Annotated in this window: 19 protein-coding genes; 8 read left to right on the top strand and 11 right to left on the bottom strand. The window is 63.3% G+C overall.

Annotated features, from left to right (window positions below):
• The first annotated feature begins 16 nt into the window (after positions 1-16).
• The 4 genes from AC1DX4_RS25705 to AC1DX4_RS25720 all read left to right on the top strand — a co-directional run bounded on the left by AC1DX4_RS25705 (position 17) and on the right by AC1DX4_RS25720 (position 3,808).
• A complete protein-coding gene (locus AC1DX4_RS25705) occupies positions 17-940 on the top strand; it encodes a sulfite exporter TauE/SafE family protein (RefSeq protein WP_027043492.1) in 924 nt (307 codons plus the stop codon).
• Positions 940-1,731 carry a TIGR02186 family protein gene (locus AC1DX4_RS25710; protein ID WP_477222982.1) on the top strand — a complete coding sequence of 264 codons (792 nt, stop codon included), beginning with the start codon at positions 940-942 and terminating at the stop codon, positions 1,729-1,731. Before AC1DX4_RS25705 ends, AC1DX4_RS25710 begins: the two co-directional genes overlap by 1 nt.
• 172 nt (positions 1,732-1,903) lie before the next feature.
• Entirely contained in the window at positions 1,904-3,160 is a 1,257-nt protein-coding gene (locus AC1DX4_RS25715) for an Hsp70 family protein (RefSeq protein ID WP_477222983.1), read from the top strand.
• Positions 3,161-3,292: 132 nt separating this feature from the next.
• Positions 3,293-3,808, top strand: coding sequence for a hypothetical protein (locus AC1DX4_RS25720; RefSeq protein ID WP_477222984.1), 516 nt, complete (start codon positions 3,293-3,295; stop codon positions 3,806-3,808).
• Positions 3,809-3,888: 80 nt separating this feature from the next.
• Here the strand turns inward: AC1DX4_RS25720 and AC1DX4_RS25725 are convergent, their stop codons facing one another.
• A complete protein-coding gene (locus AC1DX4_RS25725) occupies positions 3,889-4,791 on the bottom strand; it encodes a LysR substrate-binding domain-containing protein (protein WP_477222985.1) in 903 nt (300 codons plus the stop codon).
• 278 nt (positions 4,792-5,069) lie between these two features.
• Between AC1DX4_RS25725 and AC1DX4_RS25730 the strand changes: the two genes are divergently transcribed.
• The 3 genes from AC1DX4_RS25730 to AC1DX4_RS25740 are packed head-to-tail and all read left to right on the top strand — an operon-like array spanning position 5,070 to position 9,670.
• Positions 5,070-8,000, top strand: coding sequence for a molybdopterin oxidoreductase family protein (locus AC1DX4_RS25730; protein WP_477222986.1), 2,931 nt, complete (start codon positions 5,070-5,072; stop codon positions 7,998-8,000).
• Positions 7,997-8,731: a 4Fe-4S dicluster domain-containing protein gene (locus AC1DX4_RS25735; RefSeq protein WP_027043497.1), complete on the top strand. Its 735-nt coding sequence runs from the start codon at positions 7,997-7,999 to the stop codon at positions 8,729-8,731. The genes AC1DX4_RS25730 and AC1DX4_RS25735 overlap by 4 nt, the downstream gene beginning before the upstream one ends.
• Before the next feature lie 3 nt (positions 8,732-8,734).
• On the top strand, positions 8,735-9,670 hold the full coding sequence (locus AC1DX4_RS25740) for a dimethyl sulfoxide reductase anchor subunit family protein (RefSeq protein WP_477222987.1): 936 nt from the start codon (positions 8,735-8,737) through the stop codon (positions 9,668-9,670).
• 2 nt (positions 9,671-9,672) lie between these two features.
• Here the strand turns inward: AC1DX4_RS25740 and pdeM are convergent, their stop codons facing one another.
• From pdeM to AC1DX4_RS25765, 5 genes are all read right to left on the bottom strand, one after another.
• Complete coding sequence (gene pdeM / locus AC1DX4_RS25745) at positions 9,673-10,389, bottom strand: ligase-associated DNA damage response endonuclease PdeM (RefSeq protein ID WP_477222988.1); 717 nt, start codon at positions 10,387-10,389, stop codon at positions 9,673-9,675.
• A complete protein-coding gene (locus AC1DX4_RS25750; protein WP_477222989.1) occupies positions 10,386-12,920 on the bottom strand; it encodes a ligase-associated DNA damage response DEXH box helicase in 2,535 nt (844 codons plus the stop codon). The genes pdeM and AC1DX4_RS25750 overlap by 4 nt, the downstream gene beginning before the upstream one ends.
• 125 nt (positions 12,921-13,045) lie before the next feature.
• Positions 13,046-13,906: a C40 family peptidase gene (locus AC1DX4_RS25755; protein WP_477222990.1), complete on the bottom strand. Its 861-nt coding sequence runs from the start codon at positions 13,904-13,906 to the stop codon at positions 13,046-13,048.
• Between the two features lie 29 nt (positions 13,907-13,935).
• The gene (locus AC1DX4_RS25760; RefSeq protein ID WP_096453375.1) at positions 13,936-14,286 is read right to left on the bottom strand and encodes a MarR family winged helix-turn-helix transcriptional regulator; all 351 of its coding nucleotides are present in this window, start codon (positions 14,284-14,286) and stop codon (positions 13,936-13,938) included.
• A 77-nt stretch (positions 14,287-14,363) separates the two neighbouring features.
• Positions 14,364-15,728 carry a leucyl aminopeptidase family protein gene (locus tag AC1DX4_RS25765; RefSeq protein WP_477222991.1) on the bottom strand — a complete coding sequence of 455 codons (1,365 nt, stop codon included), beginning with the start codon at positions 15,726-15,728 and terminating at the stop codon, positions 14,364-14,366.
• 131 nt (positions 15,729-15,859) lie between these two features.
• On the opposite strand from AC1DX4_RS25765, the gene AC1DX4_RS25770 reads away from it, so the two are divergent.
• Positions 15,860-16,687 carry a tetratricopeptide repeat protein gene (locus tag AC1DX4_RS25770; RefSeq protein WP_477222992.1) on the top strand — a complete coding sequence of 276 codons (828 nt, stop codon included), beginning with the start codon at positions 15,860-15,862 and terminating at the stop codon, positions 16,685-16,687.
• Between the two features lie 204 nt (positions 16,688-16,891).
• On the opposite strand, the gene AC1DX4_RS25775 is transcribed toward AC1DX4_RS25770, so the two are convergent.
• The 5 genes from AC1DX4_RS25775 to AC1DX4_RS25795 are packed head-to-tail and all read right to left on the bottom strand — an operon-like array spanning position 16,892 to position 22,538.
• A complete protein-coding gene (locus AC1DX4_RS25775) occupies positions 16,892-17,917 on the bottom strand; it encodes a type II secretion system F family protein (protein WP_477222993.1) in 1,026 nt (341 codons plus the stop codon).
• A gap of 9 nt (positions 17,918-17,926) precedes the next feature.
• Positions 17,927-18,940 (bottom strand): type II secretion system F family protein, encoded by a 1,014-nt coding sequence (locus tag AC1DX4_RS25780; RefSeq protein ID WP_477222994.1) that lies wholly within the window; start codon positions 18,938-18,940, stop codon positions 17,927-17,929.
• A 29-nt stretch (positions 18,941-18,969) separates the two neighbouring features.
• Complete coding sequence (locus AC1DX4_RS25785; RefSeq protein ID WP_477222995.1) at positions 18,970-20,478, bottom strand: CpaF family protein; 1,509 nt, start codon at positions 20,476-20,478, stop codon at positions 18,970-18,972.
• 23 nt (positions 20,479-20,501) lie between these two features.
• Positions 20,502-21,791, bottom strand: coding sequence for a CpaE/TadZ family protein (locus AC1DX4_RS25790; RefSeq protein ID WP_477222996.1), 1,290 nt, complete (start codon positions 21,789-21,791; stop codon positions 20,502-20,504).
• 36 nt (positions 21,792-21,827) lie between these two features.
• Complete coding sequence (locus AC1DX4_RS25795; RefSeq protein WP_477222997.1) at positions 21,828-22,538, bottom strand: CpaD family pilus assembly protein; 711 nt, start codon at positions 22,536-22,538, stop codon at positions 21,828-21,830.
• Positions 22,539-22,550 lie beyond the last annotated feature (12 nt).

The following is a 22,550-nucleotide window of genomic DNA, read 5'->3' on the forward strand; positions in this document are numbered from 1 at the left end:
TGATCGAGACTGACGGGTGGGCATCTATCTCCCGATTGCGGAAATTTCCGTCAACGTCTTCGTGCTGCTGGCCATGGGTGCGGCGGTGGGCTTCCTGTCGGGCATGTTCGGCGTCGGCGGCGGCTTCCTCATCACACCGCTCCTGATCTTCTACAACATCCCCCCGGCGATCGCGGTTGCCACCGGCGCCAACCAGGTCATCGCCTCTTCCGTCTCCGGCGTGCTTTCGCACATGAAGCGCGGCACCCTCGACTTCAAGCTCGGCGGGGTGCTTCTGGCCGGCGGCATCGTCGGCTCCACCGCCGGCATCTATGTCTTCGCCTTCCTGCGCAGGCTCGGCCAGCTCGACCTGTTCATCTCGCTGCTTTATGTCGTGCTGCTCGGCACGGTCGGTGGCCTCATGCTGGTCGAAAGCATCAATGCGCTGCGTGCCACACGCAGTGGCGCCGCCCCTGTGCTGAAGAAATCCGGCCAGCACAACTGGATCCACCGGCTGCCGCTGAAGATGCGCTTCAGGGCGTCAAAACTGTTCGTCAGCGTCATTCCGGTGCTGGGCCTTGGCGCCGGCATCGGCTTCCTGTCGTCGATCATGGGCGTCGGCGGCGGCTTCATCATGGTGCCGGCGCTGATCTACCTGCTCAAGGTGCCGACCAATGTCGTTATCGGCACGTCGCTGTTCCAGATCATCTTCACGTCCGCCTACACCACGCTGGTGCACGCCACCACCAACCAGACGGTCGATGTCGTGCTGGCCTTCATTTTGATGGCGGGTGGCGTGGCCGGCGCGCAATATGGCGCCAAGGCCGGCCAGAGGCTGCGCGGCGAGCAGCTCAGGGCATTGCTGGCCTTGCTGGTGCTGGCTGTAGCGATCAGACTTGCCATCGATCTTTTCGTCACCCCGCCCAATCTCTATTCGCTGTCTGCCTTGGGCCTCAACTGATGACGGGCCGCAAAGCGTTCGCAACCGCCATTTTCCTGTCACTGCTGGCGGTCGTCGTACCCGCCAAGGCACAGACGCCGCTGCCGGAAGGCATCCAGATCGGGCTCTCCACCGATAATGTGTCGATCACCGCCGGCTTTTCCGGTGCCGACCTGACCATTTTCGGCTCGCTGGAAAATCCCGACCCGCTGGTCGCCCGCCAGGGCCGCTACGACGTCATCGTCGTGCTCGAAGGGCCACCCAAGCCGGTGGTGGTGCGGCGCAAGGACCGGGTGCTCGGCGTCTGGGTCAATCTCGATTCCGAAACATTCGAGAACGTGCCGATGTCCTATTCGGTGGCGACGACGCGGCCGCTGCAGGACATCACCGAACCGAACAGCTACAAGCAGCTGTCGCTCGGCGCCTCCAACCTCTACATGCAGCCGGCTGACGCTGGTGACAGCCCGGCGACGATCGAGGAGTTCACTACCGCCTTGCGCGAACGCAAGGCCGCCACCGGCCTCTACAGCGAGAATGTCGGCGGCGTGCAGTTCCTGTCGCAGAACCTTTTCCGCGCCACTGTCAGGCTGGCGCCCAATGTGCCAGTTGGCACCCACAAAGCCCGCGCGTTCCTGTTCAAGAGCGGCCTGTTCATCAAGGAGAGTTCAGCCCAGCTCGAAATCCGCAAATCCGGTTTCGAACAGTCGATCTTCCGGGTCGCCCACAACTACTCCTTCCTCTATGGCGTCTTCGCCATATCGCTGGCCATGCTGACGGGCTGGCTCGGCAGGCTGATCTTCCGCAAGGACTGAGGCGTCCAAAAGGGGTTTCCCTTTTCCACGTCATGCGATAGACCGCACCTCCCCGCCCAACGGGCAAGCACGCACAATTCAATTCGGCAGAGCGGTCCGGTCGCCCGAAACCGCAGCGCACGCTTCTTCCGCGAGCGCCGATCCGCTGCCTGGCGCCAATGAGGAGGCTGCTTTGCGACCAGCATTCGCCGGTATCGATTTCGGCACTTCGAACTCCACGGTCGGCGTGGTCCGCAACGGGCAACCCCACCTCGTCGCGCTTGAGGACGGCCAGGTCACGCTGCCCAGTGCGGTATTCTTCAACTTCGAGGATGGCCGCATCTGTTTTGGCCGCCAGGCCATCGCCAACTACACGGACAGCGTGGAAGGCCGGCTGATGCGTTCGCTGAAGAGCGTGCTCGGCAGTTCGCTGGCGCATGAAAAGACGCGCATCAAGGCGCGCTCGATCGGCTTCATGGAGATCATCGGCCTGTTCCTCGGGCATCTCAGGAAAAGGCTGGAGGAGGATGGCGGCGATCTGGTCGAGACCGTGGTGCTCGGCCGCCCGGTGCAGTTCGTCGATGACGATGCGCAAGCCGACGCCAACGCACAGAGCGACCTGGAAAAGGCCGCGCATGCCCAGGGTTTCAAGCATATCGCCTTCCAGTTCGAGCCGATCGCCGCGGCGCTCGACTATGAGCAGAGGGTGACGCGCGAGGAGCTGGCGCTGATCATCGACATGGGCGGCGGCACGTCTGACTTTTCGGTCGTGCGCGTCTCGCCGGAGCGTGTCCGATCCCTGGACCGCAAGGACGACATCCTCGCCAGCCGGGGTGTCCATATCGGCGGCACCGATTTCGACCGGCTGCTCAGCATCGCCCATGTGATGCCGCAGCTCGGCTATCTGACCCCGACCAAGGACGGCAAGCGCAATCTGCCGGCCAGCTATTTCATCGATCTCGCGACATGGCAGCGCATCAACCTGGTCTACACCGCCAAGGCGATGACGCATCTGCGCCAGATCCGCTACGAGGCCGCGCGCGCCGATCTCGTCGATCGCTTCATCCACATCGTCGAGCATCGCTATGGGCACGCGCTAGCGGCATTGGTCGAAAGGGCCAAGATCGAGCTGACCGACCAATCATCGGCCGAAGTCGCGGTGAGGCTATCTGACGTAGCGTTCGCTGCCGGGATCACGCGCGACGGGTTGGACGCCACCATCGCCAGGGACATCGAACGGGTCACCGCAACGGTGGCTGAGACCATCCGTGACGCACAGGTCAAGCCGTCCGACATCACCGCGGTGTTCCTGACCGGCGGTTCGACCGCGATTCCGCTGGCCAGACAAAAAATCCTGTCGCTGGTGCCGCAGGCTTCCGTCATCGACGGCGACATGTTCGGCTCGGTCGGGCTTGGCCTGGCGCTGGATGCCCAGCGGAAGTTCGGCTGAAGCACCAGCGGACCTGTCAAAGAGTACATAAGCCGCGCCTCTCGCAAAAATTAAACCCAATCCCGCTAGTAAGTTTAGATTGTTCTGCTCACAATCCTGCGACGTTGCAGCTGGTATTTGGAGGGTGGTGAGATGACACAGGATGAGCAATGGCCGCCGGACAATCTTATCGATATGATGATGCAGTTGAGCGATGGAGACATCTCTGTTCTTGTTGGCGCGGTGACGCATCGCGCTTCAATGTCAACATGGGTTGGCAGCCGCAATCACGCATTCTGGCGTGAACTTGCAAAGCTCGGGTTGCTGAAAGAAGACCCCCCCATTCCCATCGAGGAACTCGCAGATGCGCGTAACTTCTCTGTAGTCAAAGATAGCGTGCCACGTCTTGAAAAATTGCTGGCCGTATTCCGCAAACGGATCATCTACGTCAAGATGATGCGCTTTTTTGAGACGGAGTGCGAACCATTTTCGAGGAAGGTCGTTGAGAGCGTCAAGGATGCTGGAGGCGGCACTGCGGACATCATAATCTTGATGGGCGTCATCCTCTCTTCTGTTCTATCGAAGAGTTTCCCGCAGCAAGATTGCGAACAGGTGATCCAAGCCGTGGCAGACCTTGCCAGGAAACGTTTGGCTAAGAACAACTCTTAGAAGGGTCCCTGTCGCGCAGCAAACGCCACGACGCCAAGGAAATTCAGGAATGGCGTGCAGCGGATTTTCCTTGAATTGCTCTATCCCGTCGGAGACGCATCCGCATTGCCCGTCAAATGCACCTTGAGCGCCATCTGGGCCAAGCTTGCCTGGCGATCGCGGTGCGTGATCATGGCGAAATCGCGCTTCGGCAGTTCGATCGGCACGGACCGCAGGCTACCTTCGGCGACGGCGCGCCCGACGACGAGTTCCGAAATGATGGTGGCGCCGGCACCCGCCTCGACCGCCTGGCGAACCGCCTCGTTGCTGGGCAGCACCAGGAACACCTGCAAATCGGCAAGCGAAATCCCCTCACGCCGCGCCAGATCCTCCAGCACCTCGCGCGTGCCCGAACCGCCTTCGCGGATGATCCAGCGCAGGCCCTTGATATCGGGACGGCCCGGCGCGATTTCAGCGATCTCGGGATGGGAACTGGCAACGACCAGCATCAGCCGGTCGGTGTCGACCTTGGCACGGCGTAATATGTCGGACTCGGTGCGACCCTCGACCAGGCCGAGATCGGCGGTTCCATCCAGCACGCTGGCCTCGACCTGCCTTGTGTTGCCGATGCTGACGCTCAGCCGCACCGCGGGGTAGGCCTCGTGGAAGGACGCCAGCCGGCGCGGCAGCCAGTAACTGGCGATGGTCAGGCTGGCAGCGATGGAGAGGCTGCCGGCGACCGTCTGGGAGACATGTTCCAGCACATTGCGGGCGGCGGCGGCTCGCTCGAGCACGGCCTTGGCCTCCGGCAGGAACCGATGGCCGGTCTGGGCAAGCTCGATATTGCGGCCGACGCGGTTGAACAAATGGACGCCGTGCTGCTCTTCAAGCGCGCGGATGGCGGCCGATGCCGCCGACTGGGAGATGCCGAGCAGCTCCGCCGCCTTGGTCATGTGGCCGCGCTCGGCGACGGCGACGAAAATGCGCAACTGGTCCAGGGTCATGACGACATTAAGAACCAATATCGATCGAATTTACAAGAACAACTGATTAGACGGATCGATAGCTTTATTCTACATTTTCGAGCGAAGTTAGAAAAAATTCGCCAGTGGATGGCTTGGAATAAAATGATCGGGCGGTTCAAGTCCCTGCTTGCGCATTGGACCCGCGGCATCCGGCGACGGCTGGCCGGCGATCGCTATCACCCGGAAGAGCATTACATGCGCGGCCCCGGGCCGAAGACGCGAGCCAAATCCGTCGGCCGCGCGGGCAACACCGGCTCATGATGCACCGACCGGCGCGCGGCGCGAATTCGGCACCATCGCAACGCCCGCTTGCCGACACACGCGCGCCCGATGAGGGCGACGGCGTCGACACCTCGCCAAGCGTTTCCGACAGCATCGCCAAGACCACCTGCTACATGTGCGCCTGCCGCTGCGGCATCGACGTGCACATCAAGGATGGCAAGGTCCGCTACATCAACGGCAACAAGGACCATCCGGTCAATCGCGGCGTGATCTGCGGCAAGGGCAGTTCCGGCATCATGCAGCACTACAGCCCGGCCCGGCTGAAGAAGCCCTTGCTGCGCACCGGCCCGCGCGGCTCGGGAGAATTCCGCGAGATCGAGTGGGAAGAGTCGTTCGCGATCGCCACCGAACGGCTCTCTGCCATCCGCCGGACCGATCCCAGGAAACTCGCCTTCTTCACCGGGCGCGACCAGTCGCAGTCTCTCACCGGCTGGTGGGCGAGCCAGTTCGGCACGCCGAACTTCGCCGCCCATGGCGGCTTCTGTTCGGTCAACATGGCAGCCGGCGGGCTCTATTCGATCGGCGGTTCGTTCTGGGAGTTCGGCGAGCCCGACTGGGACAACACAAGATACTTCATGCTGTTCGGCGTCGCCGAGGACCATGATTCCAACCCGATCAAGATCGGGCTGGGCAAACTCAAGGCACGCGGCGCCAAGGTGGTGTCGATCAATCCATGCCGCACCGGCTACAATGCCATTGCCGACGACTGGATCGGCATCCGGCCAGGCACCGACGGCCTGTTTGTCTTCGCGCTCATCCACGAGTTGCTGAAGGCCGGCCGCGTCGATCTCGACTATTTGCTCCGCTACACCAACGCCCATGTCCTCGTCGTGCAGGAGCCCGGCGCCTCCGACGATGGGCTGTTCGTGCGCGACACCGATGGCAATCCGCTGGCCTGGGACAGGGTGGCGAAAACCTCCGTCAAGGCAGATGACCCGGAAGCGAAACCGGCGCTGACCGGCAGCTTCGAAGTCGGCGGCCGCCGCTGCACGCCGGTGTTCCAGCTGATCGCCGACCGCTACCTGGACGACAGCTACGCGCCGGATGCGGTCGCGGAGCGCTGCGGCATTGCCGCCGATACGATCCGCCGGATCGCCGCCGAACTTGCCCATGTCGCCTTCGAACAGACGATCGAACTGCCTATCGCCTGGACCGACTGGGCCGGGCGCCGGCACGAGACGATCAAGGGCCGGCCGGTTTCGATGCATGCCATGCGCGGCATCTCAGCCCATTCGAACGGCTTTCACACCTGCCGCGCCATCCATCTGCTGCAAGTGCTTCTGGGCACGGTGGATGTCCCCGGCGGCTTTCGCTTCAAGCCGCCCTACCCCAGATCGGCGCCGCCGGGCCCGAAACCCTCCGGCAAGAGCGTCAAGCCGATGACGCCGTTGGACGGCATGCCGCTCGGCTTCGTCTGCGGGCCTGACGATCTGCTGGTTGATGAAGCCGGAACGCCGACCCGCATCGACAAGGCCTATTCCTGGGACGCGCCGCTGGCCGCCCATGGCCTGATGCACACCGTCATCCGCAATGCCTGGGCGGGCGATCCGTACCCGATCGACACGCTGATGATGTACATGTCGAACATGGCCTGGAATTCCTCGATGAACACCGTCGAGACCATTGCCATGCTGACTGACCATGACGAGGCCGGTAATTACAAGATCCCCTTCATCATCTATTCCGACGCCTATTATTCCGAGACCGTGCCGTTCGCCGATCTCGTGCTGCCCGACACCACCTATCTCGAACGGCATGACTGCATCAGCCTGCTCGACCGGCCGATCAGCCATGCCGACGGGCCGGGCGACGCCATCCGCCATCCCGTCGTCGAACCGGACCGCGACGTCAGGCCGTTCCAGTCGGTGCTGATCGAACTCGGCGCACGGCTTGGCCTGCCCGGCTTCGTCGATGACGACGGATCGACCAGGTATGCCGACTATGCCGATTACATCGTCAATCATGAGCGCACGCCGGGCATCGGCCCGCTGGCCGGCTGGCGCGGCAAGGATGGGACGGCGATCGGCAAGGGCGAGGCCAACCCGGACCAGTTGCAGCGCTACATCGACAATGGTGGCTTCTGGCACCACGACTTCGCCGATGACCAGCGCTACTACAAGATGGCCAACCGCTCCTATCTCGACTTCGCCGAGAGCATGGGCTTCACCCCCAAGGCGGAACCGATCGTCTTCCAGCTCTACTCCGAGCCATTGCAGCGCTTTCGCCTCGCAGCGCGCGGCCATGGCCGGGTGGTGCCACCCGAGAGCGAACGCCAGCGCATCGAGACCTATATGGACCCGCTGCCGTTTTGGTACATGCCGTTCGAGGAAGCGGTGGTCGACCTCGAAAAATATCCGCTGCATGCGCTGACACAGCGGCCGATGCACATGTACCATTCCTGGGGTTCGCAGAATGCGTGGCTGCGGCAGATCACCAGCCAGAACCGGCTGTTCGTGCATCACCGGACCGGCGCCAGCCTCGGTCTGGTAGACGACGACTGGGTGTGGATCGAGAGCATCAATGGCCGGGTGAAGGGGCAGATCAAGCTGATCGACGGGGTGAACGAAAGCACGGTCTGGACCTGGAACGCGATCGGCAAAAGGCGCGGCAGCTGGGGCCTGAAGGACGATGCCGCCGAGAGCAATCGCGGCTTCCTGCTCAACCACATCATCGGCGACCAGACCTCGGCCGACGCGCAGGGCAAACGCTATTCGAACTCCGATCCGGTGACCGGCCAGGCGGCATGGTTCGATTTGCGCGTGCGCATCGTCAAATGCGCAGATGAGGAAGCCGGCTTCACAGAGCCGCAATTCGAGCGTTTCCAGCAGCCGCCGCATTTCGAGCCAGCGCCCGACACGCTCCGTTTCGGTGCCGAGTTTCGGCGAGCAAGAGAGGCGGCCGAATGACCTGCCTGCCAAGTCAAACCGGCAAAAAGCTCGGCCTCGTCATCGATCTCGACACCTGCGTCGGCTGCCAGGCCTGCGTCACCGCCTGCAAGGAATGGAACACTGGCGGCCACATGGCGCCGTTGACCGACATCGACCCCTATGGCGGCCATGTCGACGGCGTCTGGTTCAACCGCGTGCACAGCTATGAGCATACCACCGAGATGGGCGGTCGAACGGTGAACTTCCCGCGCTCTTGCCTGCATTGCGAGACGCCGGCCTGTGTCACCGTCTGCCCGACCGGCGCCTCCTACAAAAGGGCGTCGGACGGCATCGTGCTGATCGACGAGGACAAGTGCATCGGCTGCAAATTGTGCAGCTGGGCCTGCCCCTATGGTGCGCGCGAGTTCGACAGTGATGTCGGCGTGATGAAGAAATGCACGCTCTGCGTCGACCGCATCTACAATGACAATCTGGCCGAGGAAGACCGCGTGCCGGCCTGCGTCGCCGCCTGCCCGACAAGCGCCCGGCATTTCGGTGACCTCGGCGATCCGCAGTCTGCCGTCTCGCAACTGGTGGCGGAGCGTGGCGGCGTCGACCTGATGCCGGAACTCGGCTACCACCCGACCAACAAATATCTGCCGCCGCGCGCCCATACGCAACGCGCCGCATCGGTGCCGGCGAAGGCGCTGGAGCCGGTGCGGGCCGAAGGCGGCTTCCTCGGCTGGGTAGACCGCATGCTTTCGAACTAGCCCATGCATCCCGCCTTCTCCGTCGTCTTCTTCACCACCGCCACCGGCGCCGGCTATGGTCTGCTGGCGCTGCTTGGCGTGCTCGGCGGGTTCGAGATCATCCCCCCCGATTTCTGGCTGGGTCTCGTCGGCCTGGGGCTGGCGCTCAGCCTGATCGCCGCAGGCCTGTTGTCCTCTACCGGCCATCTCGGTCGGCCGGAACGAGCCTGGCGGGCTTTCTCGCAGTGGCGCAGCTCGTGGCTGTCGCGTGAAGGCGTTGCTTCGGTCGCTACCTTCATCCCGGCGGGGCTGTTCGGCATCGGCTGGGTGTTTTTCGGCCGCACAGGCGCCTGGGTGGCCATCGCCGGGTTGCTGGCGGCTATGAGCGCGGTCGTCACCGTCTGCACCACCGGCATGATCTACGCGTCACTGAAGCCAATCGCCCAGTGGCACAGCCGCTTCACGCTACCGGCCTACCTCATATTCTCGGCGATGACCGGCAGCGTGCTCCTGAACGCGCTGCTGCAGGGTTTTGGCCTCGGCTCCAATATGCTGCTAGCGGTTTGCGTGCTGCTGACCTTGCTCGGCTGGGGCTGGAAACTGGCGACATGGCGCCACAACGACCGGCTCGAGATCCCAACCACCGCCAACACGGCTACAGGCTTGGCCGGCGGCACGGTGCGGTCGCTGGAATGGCCGCATACCGAGGAAAACTACCTGCTCAAGGAAATGGGCTTTCGCATCGCGCGCAAGCACAGCGCACGCCTGCGCCAGATCACACAGGCCCTGGCCTTCGCCCTGCCCGTCCTGCTTCTCGCCGCGACATTCGCCTTGCCCTGGCCCTTTGCGGCGGTGCCTTCGGTGCTCGCCGCGATCGTCCAGTTCGCCGGCATGCTGGTCGAGCGCTGGCTGTTCTTCGCCGAGGCGAAGCACACGGTTACACTGTACTACGGACGTTGAGGTCAGCCCGGCCGCAGCATCGAGCGGGAGATGGCGAAGATGCGCTCGGCGCCAAGCATATAGGCCATCAGCGATTCCAGACGGAACAGCCCGGCATAGGCGCGGTCAAGGACGTTGAGCGAACCGGTATAGGCGCCGAAGGCCGGCATGATCATTCGGCCGCCATCGCCGGCGAAGCACCGCCGCCGCACCGAACGGCCGCGCTGGACGATGCGAGCACAGGGATGCAGGTGGCCTGCGATCTCGCCTTCGATGCGCACCTTGGATGGCTCATGCCGGAACAGCAGCGAACCGATAGCTAGTTCCCGTACGGTTTCGCCGGGCAGATCGGCCGGCGCTTCCGGGTCATGGTTGCCGGCGACCCAGAACCAGTCGCGGCCCGCCATCAGCGCTTCCAGCCGCTCGCGAAAACTCGCATGCATGCGCTCGGCACCACCGCCGTCGTGAAAACTGTCGCCCAGGCTGATGACGATCGATGGCTGATAGTCCGAGATCACCGCTTGCAGCCGCAGCAAGGTCGCGCCGGTGTCGTAGGGTGGGATCAGCGTGCCGCGCCTTGCCAGCGACGAGCCTTTTTCCAGATGCAGGTCGGATACCGCCAGAAGCCTGAGCTCCGGAAAATAGAGCACGCCGCGCGGATCGCAGACCGCACGTTCGCCGGCGATGCCGACAAGATCGGCCTCACCAATCAGCGATGTGCGCGCCAGCGAAAAATTCATTCCTCTACCATTCCCGGCCCCATAGCCTCCTCGACCAGTGTCGCCGCGTCCATCAGGAGTGTTTCATCGGCTTCGCCATTGACCGGCATCTTGCCGATCTCGAGCATGATGGGCACGGCAAGTGGCGAAATCTGCTCGAGATTCTTATGCATGATTCGACCCTGGATGCGCGAGAGCATGTCGGCAAGTCTGCTGACATCGAGCAGACCGGCCGCCGCATCGGCACGCGTCGCCTGCAGCAGAATATGGTCCGGCTCATGGCTGCGCAGCACGTCGTAGATCAGGTCGGTCGACACGGTAACCTGGCGGCCGCTTTTCTCCTGGCCCGGATGGCGTTTCTCGATCAGTCCCGAAATCAGCGCACAATTGCGGAAGGTCCGCTTGAGCAGCCAGCTGTCGGCCAGCCAGGCTTCGAGGTCGTCGCCCAGCATGTCCTCGTCGAACAGCGCGCCGAGTGACGGTCTGCGGGCCTTGAACATCGCCCCCATATCGCCCAACGACCATATGGCCAGCGCATAGTCGGTGGCGACGAAGCCGAGCGGCCTGGCGCCCGCCCTGTCGAGACGGCGGGTGAGCAGCATGCCCAGCGTCTGGTGCGCCAGCCTGCCTTCGAAGGGATAGGCGACCAGATAATAGCGGTTGCCGCGTGGAAAGGTCTCGATCAGCAGATCATCGCGCTTAGGCAATACCGATTTGTCCGCCTGGAATCGCAGCCAGTCGGCCACCTGCTCCGGCAGCTTCTTCCAGCGCTGCGGATCGTCCAGCATGATGCGGACCTGCTCGGCCAGGTAGGTCGAAAGCGGGAACTTGCCGCCGCCATAGTAAGGCACCTTGGCATCGCTGCCGGGGGCATTCGACACGAAGCATTCATTCTCGCGAATACCTTCGAAGCGCAGCACCTTGCCGGCGAACATGAAAGTGTCGCCATGCGTCAGCGTTTCGAGGAAGGCCTCCTCGATTTTGCCGAGAACGGCGCCGCCGCGCGTAGCCGAGCCTTTGCTGCCGGCTTTGACGTAACGGACGTTGAGCGCCGGCACTTCGATGATGGTGCCGACATTCAGCCTGTATTGCTGGGCAACGCGCGGATTGGAGACGCGCCACAAACCGTCCTTGTTCAGGCGGATGCGCGCGTAGCGCTCGTAGTTCTTCAGCGCGTAGCCGCCAGTGGCGACGAAGTCGATGACGCGGTCGAAGGTCGGCCGGTCGAGACTTGCGTAGGGTGCTGCCGTTCGCACTTCCTCGAACAGATCATCGGCGCGGAACGGTGCGCCGCAGGCACAGCCGAGCACATGTTGCGCCAGCACATCGAGGCCGCCATCGACCAGCGGCGGCGTGTCCTGCGCACCGAGATAGTTGGCGTCGAGCGCCGCCCGGCATTCCAGCACTTCGAACCGGTTGGCCGGGATGAGGATCGCCTTGGACGGTTCGTCCATGCGGTGGTTGGCGCGGCCGATGCGCTGCGCCAGCCGGCTAGCGCCCTTCGGCGCACCGACATGCACGACCAGGTCGACATCGCCCCAGTCGATGCCGAGATCGAGCGTCGATGTCGCGACAATGGCGCGCAGTGCATTCTCACCCATCGCCTTTTCGACCCGGCGGCGCTGACCGACATCGAGCGAGCCATGATGCAGCGCGATCGGCAAGGTGTCCTCGTTGACCCGCCACAATTCCTGGAACAACAGCTCCGCCTGGCTGCGGGTGTTGACGAACAGCAGGGTCGTCTTGTGGCGCTTGATCTCGCGATAGATCTCCGGCGTGGCGTAGCGCGCCGAATGGCCCGCCCAAGGCACGCGCTCTTCGGAATCGAGGATGGAGATTTCAGGTTTCGCGCCTCCGGTAACGACGATCAGCTCGGACATGTCGCCAGGTGGATTCTGCCTAACCAGCCAGCGTCGCAATTCGTCCGGTTCGGCCACCGTCGCCGACAGGCCGATTGTCTGCAGGTCGGGGACAAAACTGCGCAGCCGCGCCAGCCCGAGCGCCAGCAGATGGCCGCGCTTCGACGTCACCAGCGAATGCAGTTCGTCGAGCACGACATAGCGCAGATCCTCGAAGAACCGCCTGGCATCGGGGGCGGCGATCAGCAGCGCCAGTTGCTCGGGTGTGGTCAGGAGAATATCCGGTGGTACCAGCTTCTGGCGCTGGCGCTTGTGGGCGGGGGTGTCGCCAGTGCGTGTCTCAATGGTGACGGGCAACCCGATCTCTTCGACCGGCTTGCCGAGATTGCGCTCGATGTCGACGGCCAATGCCTTGAGCGGCGAGATATAGAGCGTATGGATGCCGCGATGCGCCTGCCCCGGCTTTCGCCTCGGCCTGACCGCCAGTTCGGTCAGCGAGGGCAGGAAGCCGGCCAGCGTCTTGCCGGCCCCAGTCGGCGCGATCAACAGCACCGATTGGCCGCTCTGTGCCTTCGCCAACAATTCGATCTGATGGGCGCGCGGCGACCAGCCTTTCTCGCCGAACCATCTGACAAATGGCTCGGGTAGGGCAATGGCGGCATTCTTCTCGGCAAGGCGCGGCTCAACTGTCACGCGCCAGAGGTAGCGCGGCCACGGGCAATCGCCAAGGAAAATCGGAACAAAAGGGGATCGTGACGACTCTTCCCTTCTCCCCTGTGGGAGAAGGTGGATCGGCGCGCAGCGCCGAGACGGATGCGCTATGGCCGCCGAAACCCCGTCGGCCCGCCGTAGAGATAGCCGATGCGAGCCACCGCTTCCTTCAGCCCTTCGCGCGAGACCAGCATGGTGTGGCCATTGGCGTGGATCATGGTGTCGGCGTCGGTCATGACCGCGATATGGCCTTTCCAGAACACAAGATCGCCCCGGCGCAATCCGGCATAGTCCGGGCCCGGCTCAAGGGGTTCGCCGATGCTTGCCGCCTGCATGTCGGAATCGCGCAACACGTCCCTGCCGGCCATGCGCATCGCCAGTTGCACGAGGCCCGAACAGTCGATGCCGAAGCCGGAAGCGCCGCCCCAGAGATAAGGTGTGCCAAGAAATGTCTCGGCAACCGCGACATAGTCAGCGGCAACTTCGGCGATTGGCCTGAGGTGGCCAGCGATGAGAGCCTCGCCGGAGGGCAGGACGGCATAGTGCGTGCCGCGCGTCTCGGCGGCACCCGTCACGGTCACGGTCGATCCCATCGACAGCTGTCCCGCGACTGGAAAGCGCAGATCCGGACCGGGATAAAGGAAAGTGCGGGTCACCGAGACAATATGGGTGGGCGCATTGTCTCGTCCGCCCAGCATGGTGTCGGCGACATAGCCGACATAGCCGTCGCGTTCGGCCTGGATCCAGGCCCACCCTTCGGCGACCTCGAAGACAAGGACATCATCGCCGAACAGCAGCTGCGTGTTGACGCCGGCATCAGGCCGCGGCGCCTTGCGGACATCGGCAACCGACGCGGTGATCCGCGCCGAACGGCCGCTGACAAAACGGTCGGCGGTAACCTCACCTTTCAATCTAGCATCGGCAAGATCGGTACGAAAGGCGTGAAGGCGGGCATCCCTGGCGGTCAAATCACTAACTCGGTCTAATGGCTAATTGGTCAGATGGGCAGTTCATGCGCCTTGGCGATGATACCATCGCCGAAGCGCTCGACAAAGAGCGCGCCCTCGACCGTGCGCTTGATCAGCACGTTGCGCTTGTCGAGTTCGTCGCGATGGCGCGACACCAGTTTCAGCGCGCCCATCGTGTCGAGCGCGCGGGTGATGACCGGCTTGGTGACGTTGAGGCGGGCGGCGAGGCCGCGCACCGTGTGCGGCGGCGGATCGAGATAGATGGTGAACAGGATGGCCGTCTGGCGCATGGTCAGGTCAGGCGCGTCGTCGCGCACCTGCGACAGCATCACTTGCTGCCACAGTCGCAAGGCCTGGCTCGGGCGCATCGCAATCGACATCACGCCAGCATGACGGCAAATTGTTTCGGTTCCGTTTCAGTTTCAGCGATTTGCCGGCTCTGCTTGCGGCCGTCACATCAGCCATAGCGCGTCGAGATGATCCGCTCCAACGCCCGAATGCCTTGCGCCTCTCCGCCGGAAGGACCGTACGGGCGGTCGGCGGGATTCCAGGCGAAAATGTCGAAATGCGCCCAGCTCATCGTCTTTTCGACAAAACGCTTGAGGAACAGCGCCGCCGTGATCGAACCGGCGAAGCCGTCCGTGGTGACATTGTTGATGTCGGCGATCTTCGACGACAGTTTCGCATCGTAGGGCCGCCACAGCGGCATGCGCCAAAGCGGATCCTCGACCGCAAGCGATGCCGCCGCCAGCTCCGAGGCCAGCGCCTCGTCACCGGTGTAGAAAGGCGGCAGATCGGGGCCAAGCGCGACACGGGCGGCTCCGGTCAGCGTCGCCATGTCGACCAGGAGCTGCGGCTCCTCGTCATCGGCCAGTGCCAGCGCGTCGCCGAGCACCAGCCGCCCTTCGGCGTCCGTGTTGCCGATCTCGACAGTGATGCCCTTGCGGCTCGCCAGCACGTCACCTGGCCTGAAGGCATTGCCGGCAATCGAGTTCTCGACCGCGGGGATCAGCACGCGCAGCCGAACGTTCAGCCCGGCAGCCATGATCATCGAGGCCAGGCCAAGCACATTGGCCGCGCCGCCCATGTCCTTCTTCATCAACAGCATGCCGGACGACGGCTTGATGTCGAGACCGCCGGTGTCGAAGCAGACGCCCTTGCCGACCAGCGTCACCTTTGGCGCGCCCGGTTGCCCCCAGACCATGTCGATCAGCCGCGGCGCGCCTGATGAGGCACGGCCGACGGCATGGATCATCGGGAAATTCTGCGTGAGCAGATCGTCGCCCTTGATGACGGAGATTTCGGCCTTGTGAGCCGCGGCCAAAGTCCGCACCGCCTTCTCCAGATCGTCCGGCCCCATGTCGCTGGTCGGCGTGTTGACCAGGTCGCGTGTCAGGAAGACGCCATCGGCGATGCGGCGAACGCGCGCCGCGTCGACACCGGCCGGCACGTCGAAGCGCAGCACCTTGCCTGACTTCTTGCCGTAACGGGTAAAGACATAGCCGCCGAGCGCCAACGCAATTGCCGCGAGTTCTGGCTCGGCAGGCGTCGAGGCGAAATGCCAGTCGCCTTCCGGCAGGGTTTTCGACAATGCGCCGAGAGCAAGCGCGCCCTCGCCGTCGCCAATACCGAACAGCGCGCCGGCAAGCGCACCGTTCTCGCCGGGCACGGCCAGCGTCCTGCCTGCCTCGCCGGAGAACCCGTTGGCCCTGGCCCAGCTGACAACAGATGGTGCAAGGCCCGCGGCCTCCAGACCGTCCCGGGCCACCAGATGCACGGGCAGCGCGCCTTGCAATTTCTTCTCGACGAGTTCGACAGGCATTCGATGTTCTCCTGCCGACCCGAAGCCCGAGTCGGCGTTTCTTAACCGTCCGTTAGGGTTAACAGAATATTTCTGCGAGAGGGAAGATGGCCACGCAATGGCCGCGCGCATGAATGGAGGCTTAGGGTGTGATGCCGACCAACCGGACAGTGAATTCCAGGGGAAAACGGCTCGTCACCACGGCCCTCATGCTGGCGCTGGCGGCGGGCATCGCCGGTTGCGGAACCAGCAGAATGACTACCGGCTCGATCGGCCGCTCCGGCGGCAAGCCGCTGGAGACCATGTCGGCGGGAGAACTGCACAATGCGACGGCCGCCCTTGGCCAGTCCTATGCCAAGAACCCCAACGACAAGCGTATAGCGACCAACTTCGCGGCCGCGCTGCAGATGGACGGTGATGCCGACCAGTCGCTTGCCGTGATGCGCAAGCTGGCGATCGCCTACCCCAAGGATCGCGACGTGCTCGCGGCCTATGGCAAGGCACTGGCCGCCAATGGTCAGTTCGAGGCAGCGCTCGACGCCGTGCGCCGTGCGCAGACGCCGGAATATCCAGACTGGAAGCTGGTGTCGGCGGAAGCGGCCATCCTTGATCAGATCGGCCAGAAGGACGACGCGCGCCAGCTCTACCGCAAGGCCCTCGAACTCAAGCCGAACGAGCCCTCGGTTCTCTCCAATCTCGGCATGTCCTATGTGCTGGAAGGGGACCTGCGCACCGCCGAGACTTATATGCGTTCAGCCGCCCAGCAGCCCGGCGCCGACAGCCGTGTGCGCCAGAACCTGGCATTGGTCGTCGGCCTGCAGGGACGCTTCGACGAAGCCGAGAAGATCGCCTCGCAGGAACTCTCGCCCGAACAGGCACAGGCCAATGTCGCCTATCTCAGGCAGATGCTGGCCCAGCAGAATGCCTGGACCCAGCTCAAGGATCAGGACAAGTCGAAGTCGAAGCCGGCAACCAACTGACACAGCGATTTCGCCAACAGAACAAAGCCGCGCTGCATGCAGCGCGGCTTTTGCATTTGTGCTAGAGCAATTCCAGGAAAGTGTGAAACGGTTTTCCCGGGAAAAGCGCGTAGCGCTTTCCCTTGGGAATTGCGTCAAAACAAAGAGTTAGAGCGGTTCACCGTTTCCGTGAAACGGTGAACCGCTCTAGGATTGCCGTGTCTCTTACTGGCTGGACGGCGCAGCCGCCCCGGAATGATCGCCGAAGATGCCGCGCTGGCTGACCTGGATGCCGGCAGGGCCCAGGATGATGGCGAAAAGCACCGGCAGGAAGAACAGGATCATCGGCACGGTGAGCTTGGGCGGCAAGGCGGCAGCCTTCTTTTCGGCGGCGTTCATGCGCATGTCGCGGCTTTCGGCGGCGAGCACGCGCAGCGCATGCGCCACGGGCGTGCCGTAGCGCTCGGCCTGGACGAGCGCCTGCGACACCGATTTGACCGATTCCAGACCGGTACGGCTTGCAAGATTCTCATAGGCCTGCTTGCGCTCCTGCAGATAGGAGAGCTCGGCATTGGTCAGGATGAATTCTTCCGCCAGAGCCACCGACTGCGCGCCGATCTCGTCGGCGACCTTGCGCAGTGCTGCCTCCACCGACATGCCCGACTCCACGCAGATCAGCATCAGGTCGAGCGCATCCGGCCATGCCATCTGGATCGACTGCTTGCGCTTGGTGGCGCGGTTGTTGACATAGACGACCGGTGCGTAGAAGCCGCCATAGGCAACGAGGATGCAGACGAACAGCCGGATGACCAATGGTTTGTCCGGCAACCCGCCAAGCACGAATATGTAGACCAGAGCCAGCGCGAAGCCGACAAAAGGCAGCACCAGACGGAAGAAGAGAAACCGCGTCAGCGGGTTCTGTCCCCGGAAGCCGGCTACCTTGAGCTTCTGCAAAGTGCTCTCGTCGGCGAGGGCGCGCCGCAGGTCGAGCCTGTCGACGATGTTGCGCATGCCGACCGACTGTTGCTCGCGCAGACCCTTGCGGCGGCGATCGGCCTCGGTCGCAAGCCGCGCGCGCTGCTTGGCGCGAAGCTCATCGCGCTCCAGCGCGACCGATTTCATGCGCGCCTTGAGCTGGCTGCCACCAAACGCCGGCAACAGCGTAAAGACGGTCGCAAACACGGCGATGCCGACCAGCAGTGCGATCAGCAGCGTCGGATCAGTCAGCGATTTGATGACTTGTTCGGTCATGCCGTGGTCCTAGACTTCGAAGTTCATCATCTTGCGCATCACAAGAATGCCGATCGACATCCAGACGGCGGCACAACCGAGGATAAGATTGCCGACGCTGGTGTTGAACAATGGCATCAGGTAGAGCGGGCTCGAAAGGTAGACTAGGAAGGCGACGATGAAGGGCAGCGCGCCGATGATGGCGGCCGACGCCTTCGCCTCCATGGACAGCGCCTGGACCTTGGCCTTCATCTTCTTGCGGTCACGAAGCACGCGCGAGAGGTTGCCCAGCGCCTCGGACAGATTGCCGCCGGCCTGCGACTGGATCTGGATGACGATGCCGAAGAAACTCGCCTCGGTGCACGGCATGGTTTCGGGCATGCGCAAGGTCGCATCGGGGATCGACAGGCCCATCTGCTGCGAATCGACAATGCGGCGAAACTCGGTCTTCACCGGCTCGGGGGATTCGTTGGCGATCAGGCGTATGGCATCATTCAGCGGCAGGCCGGACTTGACCGCGCGTACGATGATGTCGAGGGCGTTTGGAAATTCGTTGAGGAATGCCTTGACCCGTCGCGTGCGGCGAAACGAGACGAACCAGCGCGGCAGGCCGAGCGCGCCGGCCAACAGCACGCCTGGCACGACAAGCAGCGGCGCCCCGGCCACGAAGGCGACCACCGCCAGCGCGATCCCACATATAGCGGAATAGATGTAGAAACGTTCGATCGAAACCTTCATGCCGGCCTGGCGAAGCTGGGCTTTCAGTGGCGGCTTCTTGACCGCGTTGTCCTTGGTTTTCTGCTTCTCGTCGAGGTCCTTCAGCGAATCCTGCACCGTTTTACGGCGCTTGGCCGCGTCGGCCGCGCGGTCGCGCGTGGCCTTGACGACGGAACGGTCCGTCTCCGCGGCCTTGATCGTTTCAAGCCGCTTGCCTGCCTGTTTCTCATTGCTGATCTGGGTGAACAGGAATGCATAGGCGACCGCGCCGGCGCTGAAGCCGGCGAGCACGACAAACGCCAATACGGTGCCGTCAATTCCAAACATCGACCAGAACCTTCACGCCTGCGGATGCCTCAGTCAGCACGTTTCTCCATCGCCTCGAGCGCGGTGGCGAGGCGCTGTTCCTCGCCGTAGTAGCGAGCCCGATCCCAGAAATGCGGACGGCCGATGCCGGTCGAGACGTGCTCGCCCAAAAGCCTGCCGTTAGCGTCCTCGCCCTTGATGTTGTAGAGGACGATATCCTGGGTGATGATGACGTCGCCTTCCATACCGATCACCTCGGTGATGTGGGTGATGCGGCGCGATCCGTCGCGCAGACGTGCCGCCTGAATGATCACGTCGATGGAGCCGACGACGATTTCACGCACGGTTTTCTGCGGTAGCGAATAGCCACCCATGGCGATCATGGATTCGATACGGTTCAGGCATTCGCGCGGACTGTTCGAGTGGATCGTTCCCATCGAGCCGTCATGGCCGGTGTTCATCGCCTGCAAAAGGTCGAACACTTCGGGTCCGCGCACTTCGCCGACGATGATGCGCTCAGGCCGCATGCGCAGGCAGTTCTTGACCAGGTCGCGCATCGTCACTTCGCCTTCGCCTTCAAGGTTCGGCGGGCGGGTTTCCAGGCGCACGACATGCGGCTGCTGCAGCTGCAGTTCGGCCGAGTCCTCGCAAGTGATGACGCGCTCATCGCGGTCGATGTAATTGGTCAGGCAGTTGAGCAGTGTCGTCTTGCCAGAGCCAGTGCCGCCCGAGATGACGATGTTGCAGCGAACACGGCTGATGATCTTGAGGACCTCGGCTCCCTGCGGGGAAATGGCGCCGAACTTGACCAACTGATCGAGCGTTAGCTTGTCCTTCTTGAATTTTCGGATGGTAAGCGCGGCTCCATCGATGGAGAGCGGAGGGGCGATGACGTTGACGCGGGAGCCGTCGGGGAGGCGTGCGTCGCAGATCGGGCTGGATTCATCGACACGGCGGCCGACCTGGCTGACGATGCGCTGGCAGATGTTGAGAAGCTGCTGGTTGTCGCGAAAGCGAATGCCAGTCTGCTCGACCTTGCCGTTGACTTCGATGTAGACGTTCTTCGACCCGTTGACCATGATGTCGGCGATGTCGTCGCGGGCGAGCAATGGCTCGAGCGGCCCATAACCAAGCACATCGTTGCAGATGTCATCGAGCAGTTCCTCCTGCTCGGCAATCGACATCGCGAAATTCTTGATCGCGATGATGTCGTTGACGATGTCGCGGATTTCCTCGCGCGCGCTTTCGGGTTCGAGCTTGGCGAGCTGCGACAGGTCGATCGTGTCGATGAGCGCCGAGAAAACCTGGCTCTTGGTGTCGTAGTAGGTTTCGCTCTTTTCGCGCCCCCGCTTCGCCTCCGGCGCGATGGGCGGCGCCTCGACCGCGCGGCGAGCCGGCGGCGCGACAGGTGCGCTTGGCTGCGGCGCTGCCGCGGGCCGGGCGGCCAGAACCGCCGTGTCCGCCGAACCCGAGGGCGGCGGCGCGGCCGGCGCCGGTGCTGGCTGGCGGAATTCCGGCGTGAACCGGTTGCCGTCGTCGTTGCCTCGTTTACCGAACATGATCGACTACCGACCCCACTGCGTCACTTCTTGTTTCGCGAGAGCTTGCCGAGCAGACTGCCCAGGCCAGCCTTCTTTTTCGTCCGGATCTCGCTGCGGCCGGTCAGCACATGAGCAATCTCATTGATCATGGCCACAACCGGATTCTTGGCATCCATCTCGCCGAGCATGCGCCCATTGTTGGCTGCATTGCCGAACAGCAACGGATCGAAGCCGATGACCGACATCGGCGTCAGGCCGAGCGGCTCGGCGAAATCGGCCGGTGAAATTTCCGGCCGCTTGGGCACACCGGCCTGGTTGATGATCAGCTTAGGCGGTGGGTCGTTGGGGCGAAGCCGCTTCAGCATGTCGACCAGGTTCTTGGTGTTGCGCAGATTGGCCAGTTCCGGCGTCGCCGTGATGACGATCTCGTCGGCCTTCACCAGCGTGTTCTTGGCCCAGCCGGTCCAGATATGGGGAACGTCGAGCACCAGAAGCGGAACGCTGCGCTGCGCGGTATCGACAAGCTGCGCAAAGGCATCGGGATCGAAGTCGTAGACGCGTTCCAGCGTCGAGGGCGCCGCGAGCAACGACAGGTGCTCGGCGCATTGAGTCAGCAGCCGGTCGAGATAGACTTCGTCGACGCGTTCAGGCGAGAACACCGCTTCAGCGATGCCCTGTGCCGGATCCTGGTCGAAATTGATGTTGGCCGTGCCGAAGGCGAGGTCGAGGTCGGCAACGACGACCTCGGACTTGAACAGGGTGGACATTGCCCAGGCTACGTTGTGGGCAATGGTGGAAGAGCCGACGCCGCCCTTGGCGCCTACGAAGGCGACCGAACGGCCGAGCGGTTCGGCCTCCGGATCGACGAAAATCGACGACACGACACTGACGATGTCAGCCATCGACACCGGCGCGATGACATATTCGGAGATGCCGGAACGGATGAGCTCGCGATAGAGACCGACATCATTGTAGTGGCCGATCACCACCACCTTCGAGGATGGATCACAGTATTCCGAAAGCTGGGCGAGCTGCTCCAGCAATTGCTTGGGTTCGCTGCGCGACTCAAGCAGGATCAGGTTCGGCGTCGGCGCCGACTGATAGAACTCGATGGCCGTGGCAACGCCGCCCATATGCACCTTGAGATGCGCCTTGGTCATGCGGCGGTCCTCGCCGGCGCGCTCGACCGGATTGGCAACGCCTTCGGTCTCGCAGAATGCCTGGATCGAGATGCGCGGAACCGGGCGCAATGCCTGCATCGCGGCGATGTCCTGCGACGAGGTATCACCGCCGTCCACGGTGGCGTCATAGGCAAGGTTGCTCATGGTCATGCTCTTTCCGTGGCTTCTCTTCCTCGAGGGCTCGGCTCAGTACGTCACTTCCGAATTGCCGAGGAATTCATCCGAAATGCCTCTGCTGCGGTAGACATCGATCACCGCACCACGATTTTCCGCGTCGATGGTGGTCTGCTTGCGCGGCCCGAGCAGGTCGGCCGGGTTTGCCATCTGGGCCGCGAGATTGTTCTGATAGGAGCAGCCGAAGTCGGCATAGTGCTTGTTTTCCGTGGTCTCGACCAGATCGTCGGGCCAACGACCGCATTTGTCAGTCTGGGCTCTCACCGCGATAAAGGAGACGCGGATCGGGGCGGATGTCTCACTCGAGCCGGCCTGATAGGAGACCACGACGATGCGGTTGCGCTTGATGCCGCTGGCGACCGCGAGCCTGGCGAAATCACGGCCGGCCGCCGTCGCGGCGACCTGATTGGCCGATCCGCTGGGTATCTGTATCGTCAATGTCGGCGCGGCACTCTTGTCATAGCCGTCGAGGAAACCGAGCAGCGTGTCGCGCTGCGAGCCGGTCATGCCGCGGTCGCCGGCGCCGACAGGCAGGTCGATCTTCTGGTTCTTCTCGGCGATGACGATCGGATGGTTGGTGCGATAGTCGTCCGGAATGGCGCCAACGGTAATGCTGTCGCGCTGGGCGCAGCCGGCCAGCAACGCCGTCACCGCCACCGCCAGGATCGGCAGTGCTCGCATCGTCGTGGCGATGGTCCTGGTCTTCAACGCTGACTGAGACATGTCCGCTTCCCC

The organism is Mesorhizobium sp. P3_A8 (assembly GCF_056402995.1).